At 40.3% G+C, this 23,050-nt stretch carries 20 protein-coding genes and 5 tRNA genes; 13 read left to right on the forward strand and 12 right to left on the reverse strand.

The annotated features are described in order from the left end of the window. Positions 1-36: 36 nt before the first annotated feature. Positions 37-1,392: a UDP-N-acetylmuramate:L-alanyl-gamma-D-glutamyl-meso-diaminopimelate ligase gene (gene mpl, locus DPV95_RS09220; RefSeq protein ID WP_111406985.1), complete on the reverse strand. Its 1,356-nt coding sequence runs from the start codon at positions 1,390-1,392 to the stop codon at positions 37-39. Positions 1,393-1,483: 91 nt separating this feature from the next. Continuing rightward, the gene (gene metC / locus DPV95_RS09225; protein ID WP_049366532.1) at positions 1,484-2,674 is read right to left on the reverse strand and encodes a cystathionine beta-lyase; all 1,191 of its coding nucleotides are present in this window, start codon (positions 2,672-2,674) and stop codon (positions 1,484-1,486) included. A 141-nt stretch (positions 2,675-2,815) separates the two neighbouring features. On the opposite strand from metC, the gene DPV95_RS09230 reads away from it, so the two are divergent. From DPV95_RS09230 to DPV95_RS09250, 5 genes are all read left to right on the forward strand, one after another. Then, positions 2,816-3,418: a peroxiredoxin C gene (locus DPV95_RS09230; RefSeq protein WP_005697222.1), complete on the forward strand. Its 603-nt coding sequence runs from the start codon at positions 2,816-2,818 to the stop codon at positions 3,416-3,418. 90 nt (positions 3,419-3,508) lie between these two features. After that, the gene (gene pgsA, locus DPV95_RS09235) at positions 3,509-4,066 is read left to right on the forward strand and encodes a CDP-diacylglycerol--glycerol-3-phosphate 3-phosphatidyltransferase (protein ID WP_005696448.1); all 558 of its coding nucleotides are present in this window, start codon (positions 3,509-3,511) and stop codon (positions 4,064-4,066) included. A 155-nt stretch (positions 4,067-4,221) separates the two neighbouring features. Further along, positions 4,222-4,297: transfer RNA gene (locus DPV95_RS09240), tRNA-Gly, on the forward strand. A gap of 4 nt (positions 4,298-4,301) precedes the next feature. After that, a tRNA-Leu gene (locus DPV95_RS09245) sits at positions 4,302-4,388 on the forward strand. Positions 4,389-4,406: 18 nt separating this feature from the next. Then, positions 4,407-4,482 (forward strand) — tRNA-Lys (locus DPV95_RS09250). 135 nt (positions 4,483-4,617) lie between these two features. Here DPV95_RS09250 and miaB read toward each other — a convergent pair. From miaB to DPV95_RS09280, 6 genes are all read right to left on the reverse strand, one after another. After that, entirely contained in the window at positions 4,618-6,042 is a 1,425-nt protein-coding gene (gene miaB, locus DPV95_RS09255) for a tRNA (N6-isopentenyl adenosine(37)-C2)-methylthiotransferase MiaB (protein WP_049367637.1), read from the reverse strand. 151 nt (positions 6,043-6,193) lie between these two features. Further along, positions 6,194-7,018 carry a 3',5'-cyclic-AMP phosphodiesterase gene (gene cpdA, locus DPV95_RS09260; RefSeq protein ID WP_049367639.1) on the reverse strand — a complete coding sequence of 275 codons (825 nt, stop codon included), beginning with the start codon at positions 7,016-7,018 and terminating at the stop codon, positions 6,194-6,196. Positions 7,019-7,025: 7 nt separating this feature from the next. Next, on the reverse strand, positions 7,026-7,649 hold the full coding sequence (gene nudF / locus DPV95_RS09265; protein ID WP_049367641.1) for an ADP-ribose diphosphatase: 624 nt from the start codon (positions 7,647-7,649) through the stop codon (positions 7,026-7,028). A 160-nt stretch (positions 7,650-7,809) separates the two neighbouring features. Beyond that, positions 7,810-9,129 (reverse strand): exodeoxyribonuclease VII large subunit, encoded by a 1,320-nt coding sequence (gene xseA, locus DPV95_RS09270; RefSeq protein WP_049367642.1) that lies wholly within the window; start codon positions 9,127-9,129, stop codon positions 7,810-7,812. Continuing rightward, complete coding sequence (locus DPV95_RS09275; protein WP_049367644.1) at positions 9,129-10,340, reverse strand: ribosomal protein uL16 3-hydroxylase; 1,212 nt, start codon at positions 10,338-10,340, stop codon at positions 9,129-9,131. The genes xseA and DPV95_RS09275 overlap by 1 nt, the downstream gene beginning before the upstream one ends. 4 nt (positions 10,341-10,344) lie before the next feature. After that, a complete protein-coding gene (locus tag DPV95_RS09280) occupies positions 10,345-10,671 on the reverse strand; it encodes an RnfH family protein (protein ID WP_049364381.1) in 327 nt (108 codons plus the stop codon). Between the two features lie 80 nt (positions 10,672-10,751). Between DPV95_RS09280 and DPV95_RS09285 the strand changes: the two genes are divergently transcribed. The 4 genes from DPV95_RS09285 to tesB all read left to right on the forward strand — a co-directional run bounded on the left by DPV95_RS09285 (position 10,752) and on the right by tesB (position 13,890). After that, entirely contained in the window at positions 10,752-11,168 is a 417-nt protein-coding gene (locus DPV95_RS09285; protein ID WP_049367645.1) for an EamA family transporter, read from the forward strand. 60 nt (positions 11,169-11,228) lie between these two features. After that, the gene (gene pth, locus DPV95_RS09290) at positions 11,229-11,813 is read left to right on the forward strand and encodes an aminoacyl-tRNA hydrolase (protein ID WP_049367647.1); all 585 of its coding nucleotides are present in this window, start codon (positions 11,229-11,231) and stop codon (positions 11,811-11,813) included. A gap of 67 nt (positions 11,814-11,880) precedes the next feature. Then, positions 11,881-12,972 (forward strand): redox-regulated ATPase YchF, encoded by a 1,092-nt coding sequence (ychF, locus tag DPV95_RS09295; RefSeq protein ID WP_049367649.1) that lies wholly within the window; start codon positions 11,881-11,883, stop codon positions 12,970-12,972. Positions 12,973-13,029: 57 nt separating this feature from the next. Then, positions 13,030-13,890, forward strand: a complete 861-nt coding sequence (gene tesB, locus DPV95_RS09300; protein ID WP_049367651.1) for an acyl-CoA thioesterase II — start codon at positions 13,030-13,032, stop codon at positions 13,888-13,890. Between the two features lie 24 nt (positions 13,891-13,914). On the opposite strand, the gene rnhA is transcribed toward tesB, so the two are convergent. Then, a complete protein-coding gene (rnhA, locus tag DPV95_RS09305) occupies positions 13,915-14,376 on the reverse strand; it encodes a ribonuclease HI (RefSeq protein ID WP_049367653.1) in 462 nt (153 codons plus the stop codon). A gap of 59 nt (positions 14,377-14,435) precedes the next feature. Here rnhA and dnaQ point away from each other — a divergent pair, with 59 nt between their 5' ends. The 4 genes from dnaQ to der all read left to right on the forward strand — a co-directional run bounded on the left by dnaQ (position 14,436) and on the right by der (position 17,099). Beyond that, positions 14,436-15,197, forward strand: a complete 762-nt coding sequence (gene dnaQ / locus DPV95_RS09310) for a DNA polymerase III subunit epsilon (protein WP_049367655.1) — start codon at positions 14,436-14,438, stop codon at positions 15,195-15,197. A gap of 88 nt (positions 15,198-15,285) precedes the next feature. Further along, a tRNA-Asp gene (locus tag DPV95_RS09315) sits at positions 15,286-15,362 on the forward strand. Positions 15,363-15,389: 27 nt separating this feature from the next. Continuing rightward, positions 15,390-15,466: transfer RNA gene (locus tag DPV95_RS09320), tRNA-Asp, on the forward strand. 112 nt (positions 15,467-15,578) lie between these two features. Further along, the gene (gene der, locus DPV95_RS09325; protein ID WP_049367657.1) at positions 15,579-17,099 is read left to right on the forward strand and encodes a ribosome biogenesis GTPase Der; all 1,521 of its coding nucleotides are present in this window, start codon (positions 15,579-15,581) and stop codon (positions 17,097-17,099) included. A gap of 133 nt (positions 17,100-17,232) precedes the next feature. Here der and DPV95_RS09330 read toward each other — a convergent pair whose 3' ends face one another. The 3 genes from DPV95_RS09330 to DPV95_RS09340 form a co-directional block, all read right to left on the reverse strand. Further along, positions 17,233-17,565: a hypothetical protein gene (locus DPV95_RS09330; RefSeq protein ID WP_111406986.1), complete on the reverse strand. Its 333-nt coding sequence runs from the start codon at positions 17,563-17,565 to the stop codon at positions 17,233-17,235. Between the two features lie 12 nt (positions 17,566-17,577). Then, positions 17,578-22,059 carry a hemagglutinin repeat-containing protein gene (locus DPV95_RS09335; protein WP_243583175.1) on the reverse strand — a complete coding sequence of 1,494 codons (4,482 nt, stop codon included), beginning with the start codon at positions 22,057-22,059 and terminating at the stop codon, positions 17,578-17,580. A 59-nt stretch (positions 22,060-22,118) separates the two neighbouring features. Then, the coding region (locus tag DPV95_RS09340; RefSeq protein ID WP_243583178.1) for a hemagglutinin repeat-containing protein at positions 22,119-23,050 on the reverse strand (932 nt) is incomplete at its 5' end.

The raw sequence follows: 23,050 nt of genomic DNA on the forward strand, positions 1-23,050 counted from the left end.
AAACACTCTCATTTTTGACCGCACTTTACATTGAGATTATTTTAATCGATCTAAAATCTTTTGATGAATGCCACCAAAGCTACCGTTTGACATCACAAGAATGTGATCAGTTGGTTTCGCTTCTGCCACAATCATATCGACTAATTTATCAACATTTCCTGTGTAATGTGCCGGTTGCACACATTGTCCTGCAATTTCAGCCACATCCCATGGAATATTATCTGGTTGTAGCATAAACACGGCATCAGCTCGCCCAAGTGCTGGGGCAATTTCATCTTTATGCACACCCATTTTCATGGTGTTTGAACGAGGTTCTAATACGGCAAGAATACGTACACCACCACCTACTTTATCACGCAACGCAGTAAGTGTTGCCAAAATGGCTTCTGGGTGATGAGCAAAGTCATCATAAACCGTAATCCCGTTTACTTCACCCTTCACTTCTAAACGACGTTTTGCATTGATAAAGCTACCTAATGCATGACATGCATCTTCAATTTTCACACCGGCATGGTAAGCCGCCGCAATCGCCATTAAAGCATTGTGCATATTGTGCTGCCCAACAATATTCCATTTCACTTCAGCGATTTTTTGACCGTGATGGAATACAGCAAATTCAGAGCAATCATTGGTAATACGTTCCGCAAACCATTCCTTATCTTTACCGATAAATTGCTGTTCTGACCAACATCCCATATTGAGGGTTTCTTTCACGCTCTGTTCATCTGCAAAAGAAAGAACGCGTCCTGTAGAAGGAATGGTGCGGATCATATGATGGAATTGGCGCTGGATTGCATGAAGATCATCGAAGATGTCAGCATGATCGAAGCTGATATTGTTAATGATCAAAGTTTTCGGATTGTAATGGACAAATTTAGAACGTTTATCAAAGAACGCCGTATCGTACTCATCCGCTTCAATCACGAAGAACTCACTCTCCCCTAAACGAGCAGAGGTACCAAAATTCCCCGCAATACCACCGATTAGGAAACCGGGTTTTAGCCCATTTTGTTCTAAAATCCAAGTCAACATGCCCGTTGTTGTGGTTTTACCATGTGTACCCGAAACCGCTAACACCCAACGATTACGCAATAAATGGTCGTGTAACCATTGTGGGCCGGATGTATAAGGCAAGGCATTATCCAAAACATATTCTACGCAAGGATTACCGCGTTTCATGGCATTACCAACAATCACCATATCGGGTGCAGTCTGAAGCTGAGCAACATCATAATTAGGAATAATTTCAATACCCTGCTCTTGTAAAAAAGTACTCATTGGTGGGTAAACATTGGTATCGGAGCCTGTGACTTTATAACCCATTTGTTTGGCAATCATCGCGATACCGCCCATAAAGGTACCGCAGATGCCTAAAATATGAATATGTTTCATTGTTCTTCTCTAGTTGCTAAAAATGCTGACTATGATAAATCAACTCAAAGATTGAGTAAATAAGGGCTGTTTACATAAACAGCCCTCTTTCTTATTTGATTCGCTCAAAGCCTGCTTGAAGATCGGCAATTAATTCATCCGTGTCTTCAAATCCAATATGCACACGAATTAATGAGCCTGTTAATTTACGCTCAATACCTGGGCGAATTTTCTCAATTTCTTCCGGTTGATTGCATAAAATGAGCGATTCAAACCCGCCCCAAGAATAAGCCATTGTGAAAAGCTCAAAGTGATCCATAAAGGCGGCAAGCTCTTCATCATTTAAACGTTTATGTAATTCAAAAGAGAATAAACCGCTTGCGCCAGTAAAGTCACGTTTAAAGTTTTCATGGCCTGGGCAACTTGGTAACGCAGGATGATACACTGCTTTAATTTGTGGTTGTTCACTTAACCATTTGGCCACTTTTAAACTACTTTCATGATGTTGTTTTAATCGCACACCTAAGGTTCGAATACCGCGTGCTGTCGTATAAGCGGAATCGGCATCAACCATTTGTCCCATTAGATAGGAGTGCTCGCGTAATTTATCCCAGGTACGTGTATTAGCCACAGCAGTACCAATCATAATATCAGAATGCCCCACTAGATATTTAGTCCCAGCTTGAATGGAGATATCAATATCGTGTTCTAACGCTTTGAATAGTACCCCTCCTGCCCATGTATTATCGATCATAATGATGATTTCAGGGCTCACGGCTCGAACGGCGTTAACAATCGCTGGAATATCTGGCACTTCCATTGTTAAAGAACTTGGTGACTCTAAAAATAAGACTTTGGTATTTGGTTGCACGAGTTTGGCAACATCTGTACCTATCATGGGATCATAATAGGTCGTATCAATATGCATTTTTTTCAAAATTACATTGCAAAAATCTTGTGTCGGCTCATAGGCTGCACCTGTCATTAAAACGTGATCACCCGTTTCTACAAATGATAAAATGGCATTGGTTACCGCTGCAGCACCACAAGGATAAAGATAACAGCCAGCGCCCCCTTCCATTTCACACATTAAATCTTGAAGCGCAAAATGCGTTAACGTGCCACGACGCCCGTAGAAAAGCTCTCCCTTATAACGATTTTTTGTGCAATGTTTTTTATCTGCAATAGTCTCAAATACTAAAGAAGATGCACGCTGAATCACGGGGTTTACAGCCCCTTGAGTAAAACGTTTTTTACGTCCGGCATGAACCAGTGTGGTTGATAAAGTATGATGTTCTGACATATATTTCACCTATAACTTAGACAATATTAATTAATTCAATAGATAAAAACAGCTGTTAAAATGCGGTCAATTTTTTTAGAATAGTGGCCGAGTTTTTGCGTTAGCAAAATTTTTATTAACATTTATATAGGAATTATGACTATGGTATTAGTAACTCGTCAAGCTCCAGATTTTACTTCTTCTGCAGTTTTAGGCAATGGTGAAATCGTTAACAACTTCAATTTCAAAAAACACGTTAATGGTAAAGCTGCGGTATTATTCTTCTACCCATTAGACTTTACTTTCGTTTGCCCATCTGAATTAATCGCATTCGACCACCGTTATGAAGAATTCAAAAAACGTGGTGTTGAAGTGGTTGGTGTATCTATTGACTCAGAATTCACTCACAACGCATGGCGTAATACCCCAACTGAAAACGGCGGTATCGGTGCAGTTAAATATGCATTAGCAGCTGACGTTAAACACGAAATCGCTCAAGCATACGGTATTGAGCATCCAGAAGCTGGTGTTGCATTACGTGCTTCATTCTTAATTGACAAAAACGGGGTTGTTCGTCACCAAATCGTAAACGACTTACCATTAGGTCGTAACATCGATGAAATGTTACGTATGGTAGATGCGTTACAATTCCACGAAGAACACGGTGAAGTTTGCCCAGCTCAATGGGAAAAAGGCAAAGAAGGTATGAAAGACAGCCCTGAAGGTGTTGCTAAATACTTGAAACAAAACGCTGACAAACTTTAATTTTTAAGAAAAAGCCACATTAAGTGGCTTTTTTTATTTTTGTAGATCCTTTAAAATGAACATATCTTTAACCAAAGTGCGGTTATTTTTATGAAATATAATATTCCCATTTTCCTGACGATTCTCCGAGTGATTTTAATTCCATTCTTCGTCTTGGCGTTTTATTTGCCTATCCCTTCCGCGCCTTTTATTACCACTCTTATTTTCTTTATTGCAGGTGTCACCGACTGGTTTGATGGCTATCTTGCTCGAAAATTAAAACAAACAACTCGCTTCGGTGCTTTCCTTGATCCTGTAGCTGATAAAGTGATGGTTATTACTGCCCTTGTGTTAATCGTGGAATATCAACATTCTTTCTGGATTACTATCCCCGCCATTATTATGATTTCACGTGAAATCATAATCTCCGCTTTACGTGAATGGATGGCTGAATTAGGTGAACGTAATAAAGTGGCTGTTTCATGGATGGGAAAAGTGAAAACCACCTCTCAAATGCTAGCTTTAGGTGGATTACTCTGGCGATATAACGTTTATATGGAAACCTTGGCAATCATACTACTCTACTTGGCGGCGATTTTAACTGTGTGGTCTATGCTCCAATACTTGAAAGCCGCAAAAGGCAGCTTATTAGATAATATTGAATTATAAAATTGGCTAAAATTTAAATAAAAGGTGCGGTTATTTTAATCGCACCTTTTATTTTTGAATTATTTTTAACCAATCAAAAAATTTTTTTACGAATTTTATTTGACACAATAAGATAAATCCGTAAAATACGCCCCGTTGTTTGGCAACAAGCAAGCGCGGGAATAGCTCAGTTGGTAGAGCACGACCTTGCCAAGGTCGGGGTCGCGAGTTCGAGCCTCGTTTCCCGCTCCAATTTGCCCGAGTGGTGGAATCGGTAGACACAAGGGATTTAAAATCCCTCGCCTTTCGAGGCGTGCCAGTTCAAGTCTGGCTTCGGGCACCATTTCAAAATTATACCTGTGGGTCGTTAGCTCAGTCGGTAGAGCAGCGGACTTTTAATCCGTTGGTCGAAGGTTCGAATCCTTCACGACCCACCACTTTAAATCAGCACCTTAACGGGTGTTTTTTTATGCCTAAAATTTAGGATAAAGACTTTCCTACTCTCTTTTTCTAAAAACACATAAAAAAATAACCGCACTTTCGTACGGTTACTTATCTATATTCTAAAATGATTAGCCGTGATAACGTCCTACGCCTAATTCATCTTCTTTACGAGTTCGGTTCATCACCTCTTGTGGTGATTGTGCAATACGTAATCCCATTTGATCTTCAGTACGCACTACTTTACCACGTAGAGAGTTAGTATAAACATCGGTAATCTTGATATCGACAAACTTACCAATCATATCTGGTGAACCTTGGAAATTCACAATACGGTTGTTTTCAGTACGTCCTGTTAATTCCATAATATCTTTCTTAGACGGCCCTTCTACCAATACACGTTGCTCTGTACCAAGCATACGACGGCTATATTGCGCCGCTTGTTGGTTGATACGCTCTTGTAAAAGATAAAGACGTTGTTTCTTCTCTTCTTCAGTGACATCATCTGGCATATCTGCAGCAGGTGTGCCTGGGCGCGCGGAATAGATAAAACTAAAGCTCATATCAAAATTTACTTGTGCAATTAGGTTCATCGTTTGTTCAAACTCTTCATTGGTTTCACCTGGGAAGCCAACAATGAAGTCTGAGCTGATTTGAATATTTGGACGCACTGCACGTAATTTACGAATGATCGATTTATATTCTAACGCGGTATGGCCACGTTTCATCATGGTTAAAATACGGTCTGAACCAGCTTGTACCGGCAAGTGCACGAAGTCTACCAACTCAGGCGTATCGCGATATACATCAATAATATCGTCTGTAAATTCGATTGGATGGCTGGTGGTAAAACGTAAACGGTCGATACCGTCAATAGATGCCACTAAACGCAATAATTCTGCAAATGTACAGATACCGCCATCAAATGTCGGGCCACGATATGCGTTTACGTTTTGCCCTAATAAATTGATTTCACGTACACCTTGATCAGCCAACTGCGCAATTTCAAATAATACATCATCAACAGGACGGCTGACTTCTTCACCACGAGTATAAGGCACAACGCAGTAAGTACAATATTTATTACAGCCTTCCATAATAGACACAAACGCGGTTGGGCCTTCTGCACGAGGTTCAGGTAAACGGTCAAATTTCTCAATTTCTGGGAAACTCACATCCACCACCGAACTTTTACCGCCACGAATTTGATTAATCATTTCTGGTAAGCGATGTAAAGTTTGCGGACCAAATACGATATCCACATAAGGTGCACGATGACGTATATGCTCACCTTCTTGTGAAGCTACACAACCGCCCACACCAATCACTAGATTTGGATTCTGTTTTTTTAATTCTTTCCAGCGACCTAATTGATGGAACACTTTCTCTTGTGCTTTTTCACGGATAGAACAGGTGTTAAGAAGTAACACATCGGCTTCTTCTGGAATATCAGTTAATTCCAAACCATGCGTATTTAAGAGAAGATCAGCCATTTTTGATGAATCGTATTCATTCATCTGGCAGCCCCATGTTTTAATATGTAATTTTTGCGTCATATTGCTTAAAAATAAAGATTAGTAAAAAGATAAAATCGGTCGGCTATTGTACAGATTTGTGGCAATTCTGGCTAGTGCAAAATGGACTTTTACCTATTTCGGTATAGAAAAAGTGCGGTTAAAATTACCGTGAATTTTAACCGCACTTTGTTTAGTATCCCTCTTCTTCCATATTGGGTAGGAATGTTTTTTGTTTAATTCTCTTCACTCTTGTTTCAATTCGCCCATCTGGGTGTAGCTCAATTTCACGCCAGCCTGGTTGTAAGGTATCTAAAGCAAAATGGTTGCTATCTGGCTTAAATTGAATACAAGTCGCTGGTGTTGCCATGGTTTGATAACCTTGCCAATAGCCATCGACTTCTTGATGAATATGCCCGTATAAAATCCCTTTTACATTGTTGAATTGAGCAAGAACCACTGAGAATTCATGAGCATTACGTAAATTATGCTGATCAAGCCATGCTGAATTTGTTGGCAATAAATGGTGATGTAATACAACCAAACTATGACGTGCTGGATTTTCAGCTAATTTTGTTTTTAACCAATCTAACTGATAAGTACTCAATTCACCATGAGGCACACCAGAAACTTGGCTATCTAACAAAATCACTTGCCAATGTTTTCCAAGAAGTAAATGTTTTGACGCATTAATAGGCGGTTGGCTTAAATGCTCGACCATTTTGGGTTGAAAATCATGGTTACCCGGAAGCCAAAATACTGACTTATTTAATGGTTTAACCATTTCAACAAATCGTAGATAACCTTCATCGCTACTATCTTGTACCAAATCACCCGTCGCAAGCACGACATCATAATCAAAAGATTCTGCCTGAATTTCTTTTAACACCTGAGAAAAGCTTTCGTGCGTGTTAATACCTAATAAGTCTTTGCTTGTATCCTTAAATAAATGAGGATCGGTAATTTGTAATAATTTGACGATCTCACTCGCGGGTTCGCATTCAAATGTATTGCTCATGGGACTCCTATTGCCAGCGCTGCCGCAATTGGGCGTAATTTAATTGAAGCCATTGCAAGCCCATTACTGCAATGCCATTATCAATTTTACCTTCGCACATCCATTGATAGGCTTGTTCACGTTTCACCACATGAACACGGATGTCTTCATTTTCTTCAGCTAAACCATGAATACCCTTGGCTTGCGAGCTATCTACTCGACCGACAAACAGATGAATGCGCTCGACTACGCCACCCGGGCTATCCCACACGCTTAAACAATGTGTGAGATCTTGAACGGATAAGCCTGCTTCCTCTTCACTTTCACGCAAAGCGACTTCTTCAGGTTGTTCACCCTCTTCTACCATCCCAGCGATCAATTCTAATAACCAAGGGGAACGAGCTGATTCAGGTTGATATGCACCAATACGTATTTGTTCAACTAAAACCACAGCATCTTCTTCCGGATCGTAAGCAATTACTGCAGAAGCGGCACCTTTGACCAATAATTCACGTGTCACAACGCCACTTTCGCCACCGGCAAAAAGCTTATGTTTAAACTGTACTTTCTTAAGTATAAAAAAACCTTTATAAACAGTTTCTTCATTAAGAACTTCTATATCATGCTGACTAAACTGTTGAATTTCTGACATCATTACTCTCCTAGTATCGAGGTCGCATAATACTCCCATAAAAAAATAAAAAAAACTGACCCCTCTATTTTTTTGTCGAAACTTTGAAGCCGGTCACAAAAAAAGAAAACCTATGATGATTTCTTATTCATCATAGGTTTACATTAAAAATTTATTTAAATTAACAAACGCGGCTGGTAATTACCCCATCGGCCACCTTCGTTTTAATGGTGTCGCCTGTTTTGACTTGCTTCACACTCACAATCGCATGTCCTTTGTCATCCTCTGCAATGGAATATCCTCGTGCCAATACTTTTAATGGGCTTAATCCATCTAACTTACCACACAATGTTGCCAACTTATTTTGACGTTCCGTGACTTGACGATTCGCCCCTAAATTTAACCGCACTTGTAACTGGGCTAAATATTGAGATTGTTTTTGCAAGCGATAAGGCAACGGATTTTGTTTTAAGCGCGCGGAAAGTGCGGTCAATTTTTGCTGCGTTTTATCTATTTGGCGCTGCATTGCCAAAACTAAACGATGATGTAATTGTTCTGTTCTGGCTTTTTGCATCAACAATTGATTTTGCGGATGTTGGTTTTGCAGGCGTAAACGTAACTGTTGTAAACGTTGTTGTTGATGACTAAAAATACGATCTAAAGCCATCTCCAAACGCTGTTGTTTATAAGCTAACTGTTGAAGTAATTCCTGCTGATTGCGACTCACTAACTCTGCCGCTGCAGACGGTGTCGGCGCACGTAAATCAGCCACAAAATCGGCAATAGTGACATCTGTTTCATGACCAACTGCACTGATAATCGGTAAATTAGAACGGAAAATCGCACGTGCCACTTCTTCTTCATTAAAGCAACAAAGATCTTCTAAGGAACCACCACCTCGACCGACGATCAATACATCTACTTCTTGACGAACATTGGCGAGCTCAATCATTTGGACGATTTCAGCCGTTGCTTCTTTGCCTTGCACTGCCGTTGGATAAATCACCACTTTCAAACTGGGATCTCGACGAGCCAAAATATGCAGAATATCTTGCAACGCAGCGCCTGTCGAAGAGGTAACAATCCCCACCGCTTTAGCATAGTCCGGCAAGCTTTTCTTCAAGTTTTGTGCAAACAACCCTTCAGCGGCCAATTTCATTTTTAGCGCTTCAAATTGCTGTTGCAATAATCCTTCACCAGCAGGGTGCATAGATTCAATAATCAGCTGATAATCACCGCGAGGCTCATATAAACTGACATTCGCCCGCACCAACACCTGCATACCATTTTGTGGACGAAATCCCACCCGCAAATTTTTCATGCGGAACATCGCACCGCGAACTTGGGCATTTTCATCTTTCAACGTTAAATACCAATGCCCTGACACAGGTTGAGTGAAATTAGAAATCTCCCCTGTAAGCCAAATCTGTGAAAAATTCCCTTCTAGCATTTGGCGGGCTGCGCTGTTCAGTTGGGAAACGGAGTAAATGTTTTCAGACATTATTCAATCAACACCCAACCGTCATCTAACCAGTTACAAATCGAATCAAGCAATAATTCCATTGTACTTTCAGGATCTTCTGTATCATTCACTAAATTGTTTAAAAATGCCCAATCTAGCGCTTCACCATCAGAAAGACGTTTCAACACTTCCGCTTCAATAACATTCACTTCATCTAACCATTCGCCATTAGCATAAATACGGAGCGGATTTTCGGTGTAAAGTAATTTGCAGTTATTGTCCTGCATTAATACACCTTGTTCCTCTTCTAAAATTGACCGCACTTCGTCAGGATCGGACATATCATCAGATACCAACATTTCATAGCGACGTGAGCTCACTGTACTGGCTACTGCTTGTTTGAACAAGGCATCAAAGGCTTCTGACTCTGCCAATTTCGCTAAGAATTGCTTTTTCATTGCTTGAATATTTTCATCCGCCAATTTGCCCGTACGCTGCTCCGACTGTGTTAAACGTAACGGTAATTGGAATTCACTTAAATTCAATTCAGGATCTTGATGACAAAACGCTTTGTTCACGTTATCGAAAATGTCTGCTAAATTCGGGTAACGCAAACCAAAAGAAAAGGTCAAACAATCATCTTCTGCCACACCGTAATGAGACATACGAGCCGGAATATAAAGAATATCGCCCGGATTCATCACTTCATCTATCACCAATTCGCCCATATCATCGAAAATACGGATTGGCTGATTCGGTTTAAATTCTGTGGAAGAATCGCACCATTTACCTAACTGCCAACGACGGTAGCCATAGCCTTGTACCAAAAACACATCATATTCGTCATAATGCTTACCAACAGAACCACCCTTAGGTGCGTAGGACACCATAATATCGTCGCGTTGCCATTGTGGGATAAAGCCAAATTTATTCCAAAGCTGACCGAGTTCTGTACTCCATTGCTCTAAATTTTGCACGAGCACCGACCATTTCTCAGGTACATCTGCAAAATCTTCTTCGGATAGCGGACTGAAAAACACTTTCCAATTATCATCTGAAAAGGTTTTCACTAAACGCGCGGCCACATCTTCGCCTTGTGCTAATTCGATTATATCGTCAGGCTCAAATTGACCAACAATTTCAGGCAAACCATTACGAATAATTAATGGTTTTTTCTGCCAATAATCACGCAGGAAAATTTCAGGGGTAATGCCATCAGGCAGACAATATTGGTTGGAAAGTGCGGTCATTTTTTTACTCCTTTTCCTGTTTTTCTTGTTGAGCTTTTTCTTGTGCGGCTTTGGCTTGCTCTGCTGCACGTTTACGACGAATTTCTTTAGGATCGGCTAATAATGGGCGGTAAATTTCAATACGATCGCCGTCTTTTAATTGATCGTTTAGTTTTGCTGGACGGGAATAAATCCCCACTTTATTTTCACGCAAATCGATCTCGGTAAACTGTTGTAAAATGCCCGATTGTAAAATAGCCGTTTGAATCATTGTGCCTTCATCCACTTTGAAGGACTTCAAATAATAACGATCCGGCAAGGCATAAGCGATTTCAATATTAATTTGGTTCATGTCTTATTCTGTCTTGATGAGTTTTCCGTTATTATAGCGGAAAAGTGCGGTCAATATTAACGATAAAATAGGAGCACATTATGAATTGGGTATTTTTTGCTATTGGTTCAGCCTTTTTTGCTGGGCTTACCGCTATTTTAGGCAAATTAGGAGTTGAAGGCATGAATAGCAATCTTGCGACATTTATCCGTACGATTGTGGTTTTACTCGTTACAGCAGGTATCATTAGCGCACGTAACGAATGGCAACTGCCACAACACATTGCCGCAAAACCACTCACCTTTTTAATTCTTTCGGGTATTGCTACGGGCCTATCTTGGCTTTGTTATTATCGCGCGTTACAAATGGCGCCCGCCTCTTGGGTTGCGCCCATTGATAAACTCAGTGTCGTGATTGCCATTATTTTAGGCGTAGTTTTGTTAGGCGAACCTTTAAGTATGAAATTAGTTATGGGAAGTCTATTAATTCTCTCAGGTGTTTTAGTCTTAGCCTTATAGATTGAGAAATTAGCCCTTTTTCGCTACAATACGCCACTATTTTTATTCAAGCAGAAAACTATGTCTGAAATTAAACTCATCGTGGGGCTGGGAAACCCTGGCGATAAATATGCGGAAACCCGCCACAATGCAGGTGAATGGCTGATTGAGCGTTTGGCTCGTCGCTTTAATGTTTCGCTTAATGCAGAAAATAAATTCTTCGGTTATGTAGGAAAAACACTGATTAACGGCAAAGAAGTCCGTTTTTTAGTGCCAACGACGTTTATGAATTTAAGTGGAAAAGCGGTAGGCGCACTTGCTAATTTTTATCGCATCAAACCAGAAGAAATTTTAGTGCTACACGATGAATTAGACTTACCGCCGGGCATCGTAAAACTCAAACAAGGTGGCGGACATGGCGGTCACAATGGTCTAAAAGATATCGTGGCACAGCTTGGTAACAGCAATAATTTCTATCGTTTACGCATTGGTATTGGCCATCCAGGACATCGTGATTTAGTTTCAGGTTTTGTGCTTAACAAACCCTCGCCAGCAGAAAGAGAAGCGCTCGATAAAGCGTTAGATGAAGCCACCGATTGCATCGAATTGCTTTTCAAAGAAGGCATGGTGAAAGCCACCAATCGCTTAAACAGTTTTAAAATTTAACTCAAAAGTGCGGTGAAAAAACACCATAAATTTTAACCGCACTTACGCTTACAATAAGGAAAACATCATGGGATTTAAATGTGGTATCGTTGGTTTGCCAAATGTCGGTAAATCTACCCTTTTTAATGCATTAACCAAAGCCGGTATCGAAGCGGCAAACTATCCGTTCTGTACCATCGAACCGAATACTGGCGTGGTACCAATGCCGGATCCGCGTTTAGATGCGTTAGCGGAAATTGTTAAACCTGAACGAGTGTTGCCAACCACTATGGAGTTTGTGGATATCGCTGGTTTGGTTGCGGGTGCAAGTAAAGGTGAAGGCTTAGGGAATAAATTCCTAGCTAATATCCGTGAAACGGATGCAATTGGTCATGTTGTTCGTTGTTTTGAAAATGATGACATCGTGCACGTTGCAGGTAAAATCGATCCATTAAGCGATATCGAAACCATCAATACCGAATTAGCCCTTGCTGACTTAGACAGCTGTGAACGTGCCATCCAACGTTTACAAAAACGTGCAAAAGGTGGCGATAAAGACGCAAAATTTGAGCTTTCTATGATGGAAAAAATCCTTCCTGTACTTTCTGAAGCGGGCATGATTCGTTCTGTTGAGTTAGATAAAGATGAGTTATTAGCAATTAAAAGCTATAACTTCCTCACATTAAAACCAACCATGTACATTGCTAACGTGAATGAAGACGGTTTTGAAAATAACCCATATTTAGACAAAGTACGTGAGTTTGCAGAAAAAGAAGGCTCTGTTGTGGTGCCTGTATGTGCGGCGATTGAAGCGGAAATTGCTGAACTTGATGACGATGAAAAAATCGAATTTTTACAAGATCTTGGCATTGAAGAACCTGGTTTAAACCGTGTAATTCGTGCAGGTTATGCCTTATTAAATCTTCAAACCTACTTCACTGCGGGTGTGAAAGAAGTGCGCGCATGGACAGTTTCTGTGGGTACAACAGCACCTAAAGCAGCGTCTGTCATCCACACCGACTTTGAAAAAGGCTTCATCCGTGCAGAAGTAATTGCTTACGATGACTTCATCCAATTCAAAGGTGAAAACGGTGCAAAAGAAGCGGGTAAATGGCGCTTAGAAGGTAAAGACTACATCGTCCAAGATGGTGATGTCATGCACTTCCGCTTTAACGTATAAAAACACTTCAGACCGCATAACTATGCGGTCTTTTTGTATTTATAAAAGGAAAAAACAATGTCAGATAAATTAAATCAACTCATCGAATTGTTAAAATTAGAAAAAATCGATGATCTTATCTTTCGCGGAGCCTGTGAAGACTTAGGTTTTCGTCAAGTGTTTGGCGGTCAAGTAGTCGCTCAATCTCTGTCTGCTGCAATGCAGGTTGCCCCGACAGAGCGAGTACTCCACTCTTGTCATGCTTACTTTTTAGCGCCGGGTGACAGCCAATACCCGATTATTTACGATGTGGAAACCTTACGTGAAGGTCGCAACTTCTCTGCCTTACGTGTAAAAGCGATTCAGCATAAAAATGTGATTTGCCACGTCACCGCCTCATTTCAAGTACCTGAAGAAGGTTTCGATCATCAATCCGCTATGCCACAAGTACCAGGCCCTGAGCAATGTATTGATGAACACGAAATCATGTTAAAAGTAGCGCAGACTTTGCCTGAAAGCTTGAGTGAAAAATTTGCCCAAGAACGACCATTTCAGATTCATAGCCGATATTTGAACAATCCATTTGATGGCCGAGAACTGCCCCCCGAACAATATGCTTGGTTTAAAACCAATGGAGAAGCACCATTAGATTTGCAGACGCAACAATGTCTCTTAGCCTATTTTTCTGATTTTCACTGTATTTTGACCGCACTTCATCCGCATGGGAAAGGCTTTTTACAGAAAGGGATGAAAGTGGCCACAATCGACCACAGCATTTGGTTCCACCGACCTTTCAATTTAAATAATTGGCACTTACATGCCATTGAAAGTAATAATGCTTTTGCTGGGCGTGGTTTAGCGAGAGGACAAATTTTTGCTGCAGATGGCACATTAATTGCCACTACACAGCAAGAAGGGTTAATTCGTTATCAAGAATAACCGCACTTTAAAACAAGGTGCAGACTAGCCTTCGTAACCGATATCTTCGAAGGTCGGATTTTTTGCGCCTTGTTTGGCCAATTCATCACAAATTTCATTTTCTCGATGGCCTGAATGGCCTTTCACCCACTGCCAATCAATGTTATGGGTTTGAATCGCCTGATCTAACGCAATCCATAAATCCTGATTTTTTACCGCTTTGCCCGTGCTGGCTTTCCAATTGTTTTTCTTCCAATTGTAAATCCATTGTGTGATGCCATTTTTCATATATTGGCTATCGCTATAAAGCGTTACATGGCAAGGCTCTTTTAAGCTATTTAAAGCCTCAATCACTGCTCGTAATTCCATGCGATTATTGGTGGTTTTGAAATACCCTTTTGAAATATGTTTTTCATGCTGTTTATAACGCAGGACAATCCCTATGCCACCGGCTCCCGGGTTGCCTAGGCAAGATCCATCCGTAAAAATTTTAATCTGTTTTTGCATAACTAATTCGAGCTTGTGTAAAATAGGCAGTATTTTAAAGGAAACAGATAGGTAGAACAATGATAAATCCGGATCGCCAAATTGTACTGGATACTGAAACCACCGGTATGAACCAAATTGGTGCGCATTACGAAGGACATTGCATTATTGAAATTGGTGCCGTGGAAATGATCAACCGTAAATATACGGGCAATAATTTTCACATCTATATTAAGCCGGATCGTTTGGTTGATCCCGATGCCATTAAAGTTCACGGTATTACAGATGAAATGCTGGCGGATAAACCGGATTTCAAAACGATTGCACAAGACTTTATTGAATATATTCGTGGTGCCGAACTGCTGATTCACAACGCGCCCTTCGACGTGGGCTTTATGGACTATGAATTCCGTAAACTTGGGTTAGATATCAAAACGACCGATATTTGCCTCGTCACCGATACATTGCAAATGGCTCGCCAAATGTATCCTGGAAAACGTAATAGCTTAGATGCATTGTGTGATCGTTTAGGCATTGATAACAGCAAACGAACACTCCACGGTGCGTTACTGGATGCGGAGATTTTAGCCGACGTTTATTTGTCCATGACGGGCGGTCAAACCAGTCTATTTGATGAAGAGCATTCGGATAGTTCGATTATCCAAGCTAGCGCCAATGTTCAAGATATTCAAAGTGCGGTCAATTTTTCGCAGAATTTAAAGGTGTTACAACCCACAGATGATGAACTACAAGCTCATTTAGATTTCATTAAATTGGTCAATAAAAAAAGCGATAGCAAATGTTTTTGGTCAATTCGTATGGGAGATGAAACCTCTCATTAATCGGTTATCTATTAATCAGATAAACATAAAAAAAGAAAAAAAAGATTGACGGTTCTAACGTTCATCATTATTATACCCAGCACTTAGCGGAGTGGTAGTTCAGCTGGTTAGAATACCTGCCTGTCACGCAGGGGGTCGCGGGTTCGAGTCCCGTCCATTCCGCCAATTTAAAACTTGTCTTAATATACTCACGGAGTGGTAGTTCAGCTGGTTAGAATACCTGCCTGTCACGCAGGGGGTCGCGGGTTCGAGTCCCGTCCATTCCGCCAATTAAGCCGAGATAATGAAGCACCTGAAGGTGCTTTTTTTATGCCCGAATTTTACCTGCCAGCCAACATTCGCTATAATTAACCAAATTTACACTTTACAGAGATATTTTTTATGACAACTCCTGTCGTTGCCTTAGTCGGTCGCCCAAACGTAGGCAAATCTACCCTATTCAACCGTTTAACCCGTACCCGCGATGCGCTTGTCGCAGACTTCCCTGGTTTAACCCGAGATCGTAAATACGGTCATGCCAATATTTCTGGCTATGATTTCATTGTGATCGATACCGGCGGTATTGATGGCACTGAAGAAGGCGTTGAAGAAAAAATGGCGGAACAATCCTTATTAGCGATTGAAGAAGCCGATGTAGTGCTTTTCTTAGTGGATGCGCGTGCAGGTTTAACGGCTGCAGACATTGGCATTGCCAACTACTTACGCCAACGTACGAATAAAACAACCCTCGTGGTGGCAAACAAAACTGATGGTATTGATGCAGATTCACACTGTGCGGAATTCTATCAATTAGGCTTAGGTGAAATTGAACAAATCGCCGCATCACAAGGCCGTGGCGTGACCCAGTTAATGGAGCAAGTACTTGCGCCTTTAGCGGAAAAACTACAAGAAAACGAAGCGGAAAATGACCGCACTTCTGATGAAGAAGAAAAAGATGAATGGGATCACGAATTTGACTTCGACTCAGAAGAAGATACCTTATTAATTGATGAGGCATTAGACGAAGAGCTTGAAGAAGAACAAGATAAAAATATCAAAATTGCGATTGTAGGTCGTCCAAATGTCGGTAAATCTACATTAACCAATCGTATTTTAGGTGAAGATCGCGTGGTGGTTTACGACATGCCAGGCACAACACGTGACAGTATCTACATTCCGATGGAACGCGATGGGCAACAATACACCTTGATTGATACAGCGGGTGTGCGTAAACGTGGAAAAGTGCATTTAGCCGTTGAGAAATTCTCTGTCATCAAAACATTACAAGCGATTCAAGATGCAAACGTGGTGTTACTCACAATTGATGCGCGTGAAAACATTTCAGACCAAGATCTCTCTCTACTTGGCTTTATCTTAAATGCAGGACGCTCACTCGTGATCGTCGTGAATAAATGGGACGGCTTAAATCAAGATGTGAAAGATCGCGTCAAATCTGAATTAGATCGCCGTCTTGATTTCATCGACTTTGCCCGTGTGCATTTTATTTCTGCTTTACACGGCAGTGGCGTGGGGAATCTTTTTGATTCGATTAAAGAAGCTTATGCTTGTGCGACACAAAAAATGACGACGTCCCTTCTCACCCGAATCTTACAAATGGCAACGGATGAGCACCAACCACCAATGATTGGCGGTCGTCGTATTAAATTAAAATATGCTCACCCAGGTGGTTATAACCCACCAATTATCGTGGTGCATGGTAACCAAATGGATAAATTACCGGATTCGTACAAACGTTATTTATCTAATTATTATCGTAAGAGTTTGAAAATTATTGGTTCGCCAATCCGCTTGCTGTTCCAAGAAGGTTCAAACCCATTCGCGGGTAAAAAAAATAAACTCACACCAAACCAATTACGTAAACGTAAACGCTTGATGAAGTTCATCAAAAAAGCGAAACGCTAATCTTAACAAACAAAGTAATCTGCACCTCAAAATAGGTATCCAGGTTTTGGGGTGCAGATCACTTTGTATCGAGTTAAATTGTACCCTGCTTAAAATACTTCTGTATTATTTATCCCCAAGGCTTAGCATCAGGCTAGCTGTGTTTTTTTCGCCATTGGATACATATTGGACTATCCCACATTAGTCTTTCTTCACAAACTGGTCCACCTTCAAGATACCAACCTTTTTTCTCTAAGCAAAGATTCACCTCCGGATTAACACTTTCTCCTGTTACATAATCCATACCGCAATCCGACATATCTTTTTGTCTTCTGTCAAGAAATTTGATACGTCCTTGAGGATCTGAGTTAGGAAATAAAACCCTAGAATTATGTAAACGCCAATGATAATGTTGTGGTGCCGGCTTAAATCCTCCAAAAGAACAGCTAAATAATGTTAGCGAAAATAGTATTAATAAAAATCTCATTTTTTCTCCTCCTTAATTCATGTTATTTAACTCAAAAATAGTCGTTTCATTACCCATTTTAAGATCTGTTTTTTTTCTATATCCATCATCCACACATTGTGGCTGTCCTAATCCATGACAATTATGAACGGAAGAGACCTCATTACGAAACATATCCACTTTAAGTTTAAGCCAGCTGTTATTATTGTCATTTTCTGTCGTGGTTGCAGGGTTGCCTCCCAATAAAATCGGCATACTACCTACTGGGTCACTAGCATGATTCTCAATCCGAATTGAACCATCTGAAGTCGTTCTTTCTTTACCCGTTTGCAATTGACTTAAATAACCATCCGCTCTTGTTACATCTGCTGCAGGACCCACCATTTTAATTGTCGTACCTGAAAGTAGCTTTTTATCTCGGTTATCTTCTGTATTTAGCGCTTTTAATGCATTACTTAATGTTAATGTGCCACGACTATGGGAACCTAGGTATAAATCATCTTTACCATACTGCTTCATGATATTCATCGCTTGTAAACTTGAATTATCCATACCTAATAGATTTCCAAAAGAAGTTTCAAACATTTTCTCATAACCCGCCACTAAGAGCTCTGACAAACCATTTTTCGCTTCAGGATGGTGAACAAAATAAACATCTTTATATATTTTTTGATCTATATTGCCTGTTTTATCATCCCTGCCTGCAATATAGTTTTGTACCGCAAATTTTGCTGCTGCATTATGATTATTAAAGATGCCATTAAATGCAACAACATATTTACTCTCTGTTTTCCCTGTTTTTGGATCAGTATAAGTAACTTTTTGTAATTGATTGCGTTCTTGATCTGATAATTCATGCAATTGATAAATATTACGTCCTTTATCTAGCTGTTGTTGTAGATATACATCTCTAGCGATACCTTTAGTATCAGCTTCCTCATCTATTTTCTTCAGGATTTCTGGATCCTTTATAGGCTCTCCTTTTTCATCCACTTTATGAGTAAACATCCGGTGCTCAGCTATAAACATTGTTCGATAAGCTTCATCCGTTGCGCCACCAACATTCTTCGCAAAACGCTGAATTGTTGCAACATCCTGCTCAACTTCCTTCTGAAGTTCCGCATGATCCACTTTTTCAAGTTTATTTGCGTCTTGCTCTGTTGATTTCTTGATAGTCTCAATATTCTGTTTGCCCTGCATACTCGCAATATTAAAGTTACCATCACTAATCACAGCATTAGTTGTACTCTGATTATTTTCACTTTGACTGCTATTGCTCGCTAAATTAGCTAGACCAATTTTTGCTGCAGCGTATAAATCTGTACTATGAACATCATTTGTGCCTAAACCAAATTTTACTGGCAATTGATTTGCTTTATTTGGATTCGCCTGTTCAAAGGTTTCGCTCTTTCTATCCTCACCACGATAAATTTTATTTAAAGCTTTATCCTCATCAGAAGTTTGATCACGATCTACAGAGAAACCTCCCATCAATCCCATCGCAGATGATTTAGCATTAGAATAATTTTGAATATTTGAATATTCGAAATCTTGTGCTGTCATTTGATTTTTCTCTTTCTCAGCACTTGAGATGATAGCGCCACCAACAGAAGAAACTTTATTTTTTACATTGATATCATAGCCATCATTACCTGCAAAAATTCCAGCCTGTTCATTCACACTAGCATGATCAGCATTGATTTTCGATTTACTGAAACTGCCACCTGCGGCAAAACCATAGCCTACCGTCACACTACCACTTACATTCATTTGTTTGCCATGATAGCTAGATTTATCTTGCAAACTTTCGATATTCAAGTTTTCAGCATTAAGTTCTACTCGTTTGCCTTTTACTTGGCTACCAATAATATTGGCATCACCACCGGCTTGAATCACTGTTTTACTTTGGCTATCTCCCACATGACTAGCAACATAAGAGGTTTCATCACCATTACCGTAACCTTTTCCGTAATTACCGCCTACAGTAATACCTGCTGCTACGCCATTGCTGACTTTAATAGCAACACCAGCATTAAAACCACTTGACTTGTTGGTGCTACGCTCTTGATGGTTTTGTTCTGTGGCTTTGATATTTACTTGATTATCTGCAATCAAAGTCGTGCCTTGTTTACCAGAAATATCCGAACCTTTAATATTAATATTCGAATCCTTTCCAGTACCCGTTGCCACAATATTCACCTTGCCGCCCGCATTAACTTGAGATTTGGCTACGGTTTTTCCTTCAGTATGAGTACGAGACTCGCTCTTTTGTTGACCATAAGTGATTTGTACTCCCACTACGGAATCCACATTGCTATTACTCATTGCTTTTTGAATAGAGTCGCCAGCATTCATTACACTATCAGCTGCACGATAAGCATCAAAGCCTGCATTAGCTGCCGACATAGTATTCACACGACCATGCTTACTATCACCAACTTGTTTAGTGGATTCGATAGCCCCTTGTACTGCCTGAATTGCAGAAATGATAGGGGAGGTAATAGCAATAGTTAAACCTTTTTGTTCAAAAGTTTGTTTGGTATTGGTTTCATATTTATCATCTGCCGCTTTAACATCTGCTTTTTTAGCCAGAATATTTACATCACCTTTAATGGCACTTACTATACTTGCTGTCTGAGTATATGCATTCTCTGCGACTATTGTGGTATTGTTATTAAGACTTCCAACTTGACTGCCGCTAGCATAAAGACGAGTTTGATCATTTTCTAAGGTTTGTTTTTGCTTGCCGATAGTAAAACCAATCCCCCCACCTAGCAAACCGGATTTTTTAGTCATTGAAAAATCTTCTGAATACACCCGATTTTCAGCTTCTTTTATATCAATATTTTTTCCTGCAACTGCTAATCCACTTTCTGCTACTACATTCGAACCTTGTACAGAAATATTGCCATCGGATTGTATACGAATTTTATTCGCATCCAGGGTCGAAGCTTGAGCAAGGTCATAATCATGCTCATGTTTAATTACTCTTGTTACTTCACTTAAGCCCTTATCTACAGTTTTCACACCACTGCTTAACTGTTCTTTATTACGACCTTCTTTAATTTCAATATCGCCTTTTGAAGCAATCAGTGCATTACCGTCAGCATGTAAATCATTGCCAACAATACTCACCTTCTCACCACCAATATAATTAACATCACCGCCAACATTCAGCTGATTGCCTACCTGCATCTCTTGGTCTAAACGATAATACTTGTCACCAGAACCATAATGCTCTTTATTATGGGTATCTAATGCGCCTAGCTCTAATTTACCCTTCGCATTAAATACCGCATCACCAGCAATATTGGCTTTCGCACCTTTTACCGTAATATTTTCATCAGCATAAATCTGTACCTCTCCCTCTTTATTGGTGAGATTAATCTCTGCTGCTTTACCAATTATTTTTTGGTGGAATTTGCCATCATCTTGGGTTTCAGAAACACTTCCCTCAATTTGAACTTTTTTCGCTTTGGCAAGAATCGCATCTTTTCCTTCAATCACACCACCAATATTTTTAAGTGTGTTTTCTGCCTGTAAGAGTACAACATCACCCTGTACACGTCCTTTGTCATTCGTGATGTTCTCTGCATTAATGCTAACGCCTTCGTTCCCTAAAATCGTACCGCTATTCTCAACTTCTTGAATACCATTAATCACGACCTTATTCGCCGAAATAATCGCCCCTTCACCATTCACTTTAACATTGCGTGGCGCTAAATAAACTTTTGGTGCTAATACTGAAACCTTCTGACCATTTGGTAAAACGGTTTCTTGTTTCTCAAACCACACCAAATCAGAGGTCAGCTCTTTCATTTGAGCTTCAGTTAAAGCAACTCCTGGTACCAACTGCCATTTTTTCGCATAAAGTACCCCATTATCCATCAAGCTCTTATATTGAGCATAATCGTTATCATGGCCATCTAAGAAGCGTTTACCCGTTAATTGGTTAATCTGCTCATTGATTAAACGCTGTTCGTAATATCCATCCCCTAAGCGTTTTAGCATGTTTTGTGGATCATTTTTCAATGCATTAAACATATAATCGCTACTTAACCAAGTGCGTTTATCTGCAAACTTAGGATCGGTTTCAACCACATAACGACTTTGTGGATCTTGGTTAATTTTATATAAGCTCGCATTAGGTAAACGGACTGCATTATTCACCGCTCCCACGGCATCAGCCTCATTACGCGCACCAATAGTAGACTGGGAACTCGCCTCTTTCACCGCAGCTAAATCACCAATGTTATTTTTCACCACATTGAAATTAAAATTGTCGGTAGCATGCTCGTGATGATAATCATCTTCCCATACAGTTTTATGACCATAACGTCGTCTAACTGGGTTTTTATCACGATAAGAAAGTAATTGACCATACTTCCCGTCATCTACGCGATGAATTTCCCCAATCTTATCTTCATTGATAAGCTTGGTCGCACCCGCAACTAAATCTTTATGGTTTGCATTAGCAGATACCGCACTGTCACCCAAATAAAGGGTTTTACCCACTAACAATTTACTATATTGGTTTTTTAAATCATCACCAGAAAGCGAAAGATTGCCAGCAATTAAGATTTTACCTGGGTCTTGACTATCGATACGGTCAGTTTTTGTGGTGTTTCGGTGTCTATCTGAATGTTGCCACTGATGGCTGATTTGGTTTGGCTATGTTCACTTTCATGACTATTGCCAAGCAAGCTCAACGCACTGCTAAGCGCCTGCATTGGATTCACTCCACCACTGCCTGCACTAATGCTTGCACTTTCAGTTTTAATCTCACTTTTATTTTCAATATCTGTTGTCGAGATTGATTGGGTTTTAAAGCGGTTTTTACTTGCATCAGCATCACTTTCAATAATCGCACCATTTAATTGCGTGTGGTGATGAACGGTGACATCCATGCCATCCTCACCCACACTAATGCCGGTTTGCTCTTTTACTTGAGCATAATCCACTTTCGCTTTACTGTATGACGCACTCACCGAAGCACCACCACCTGAACCATACGCCACCGAGCCACTTGCACTCGCACTCGTTTGTTTGGATTCGTATTTCTCTGTATCTTGACGGCTCGTGACAGTGAGATTTTGAATGTCCGCTTCCCAGCGTTTTGCTTTAAGATTCGCCGCATCAAGGTTTAAGCCGCCTTCCTCACTATTCGTGATGATTTTATCTGCAGTAAAGTGACTATTTTGCCAACGTTCGCTATCTGAGTTCGACTTGCCCTTAGCCACATTCACCGAACCCTCAATACCAATTCCATAGCTATTACCATTGGTTCCGACAAAGACGCCTACACTTCCCCCTACAGATTTATTTTCTGTGCGTTGATGCTCTTCGTCTTTCACGCCTTTTATCTCAATCCCTTTTTTGCCTGATAATGCCATCAATTTCGCATTCGCATCAACGCCCTCAAAACTGAGTTTTTCATCGCGCGCTTTTGCATTAAATGTCCCCGTATTCACGGTTGATTTTTGATGACTAATACTTTGGCTTTCGC

The sequence above is a fragment of the Haemophilus parainfluenzae genome (genome assembly GCF_003252755.1).
In the GTDB taxonomy this organism is placed as follows: Bacteria; Pseudomonadota; Gammaproteobacteria; order Enterobacterales; family Pasteurellaceae; genus Haemophilus_D; species Haemophilus_D parainfluenzae_N.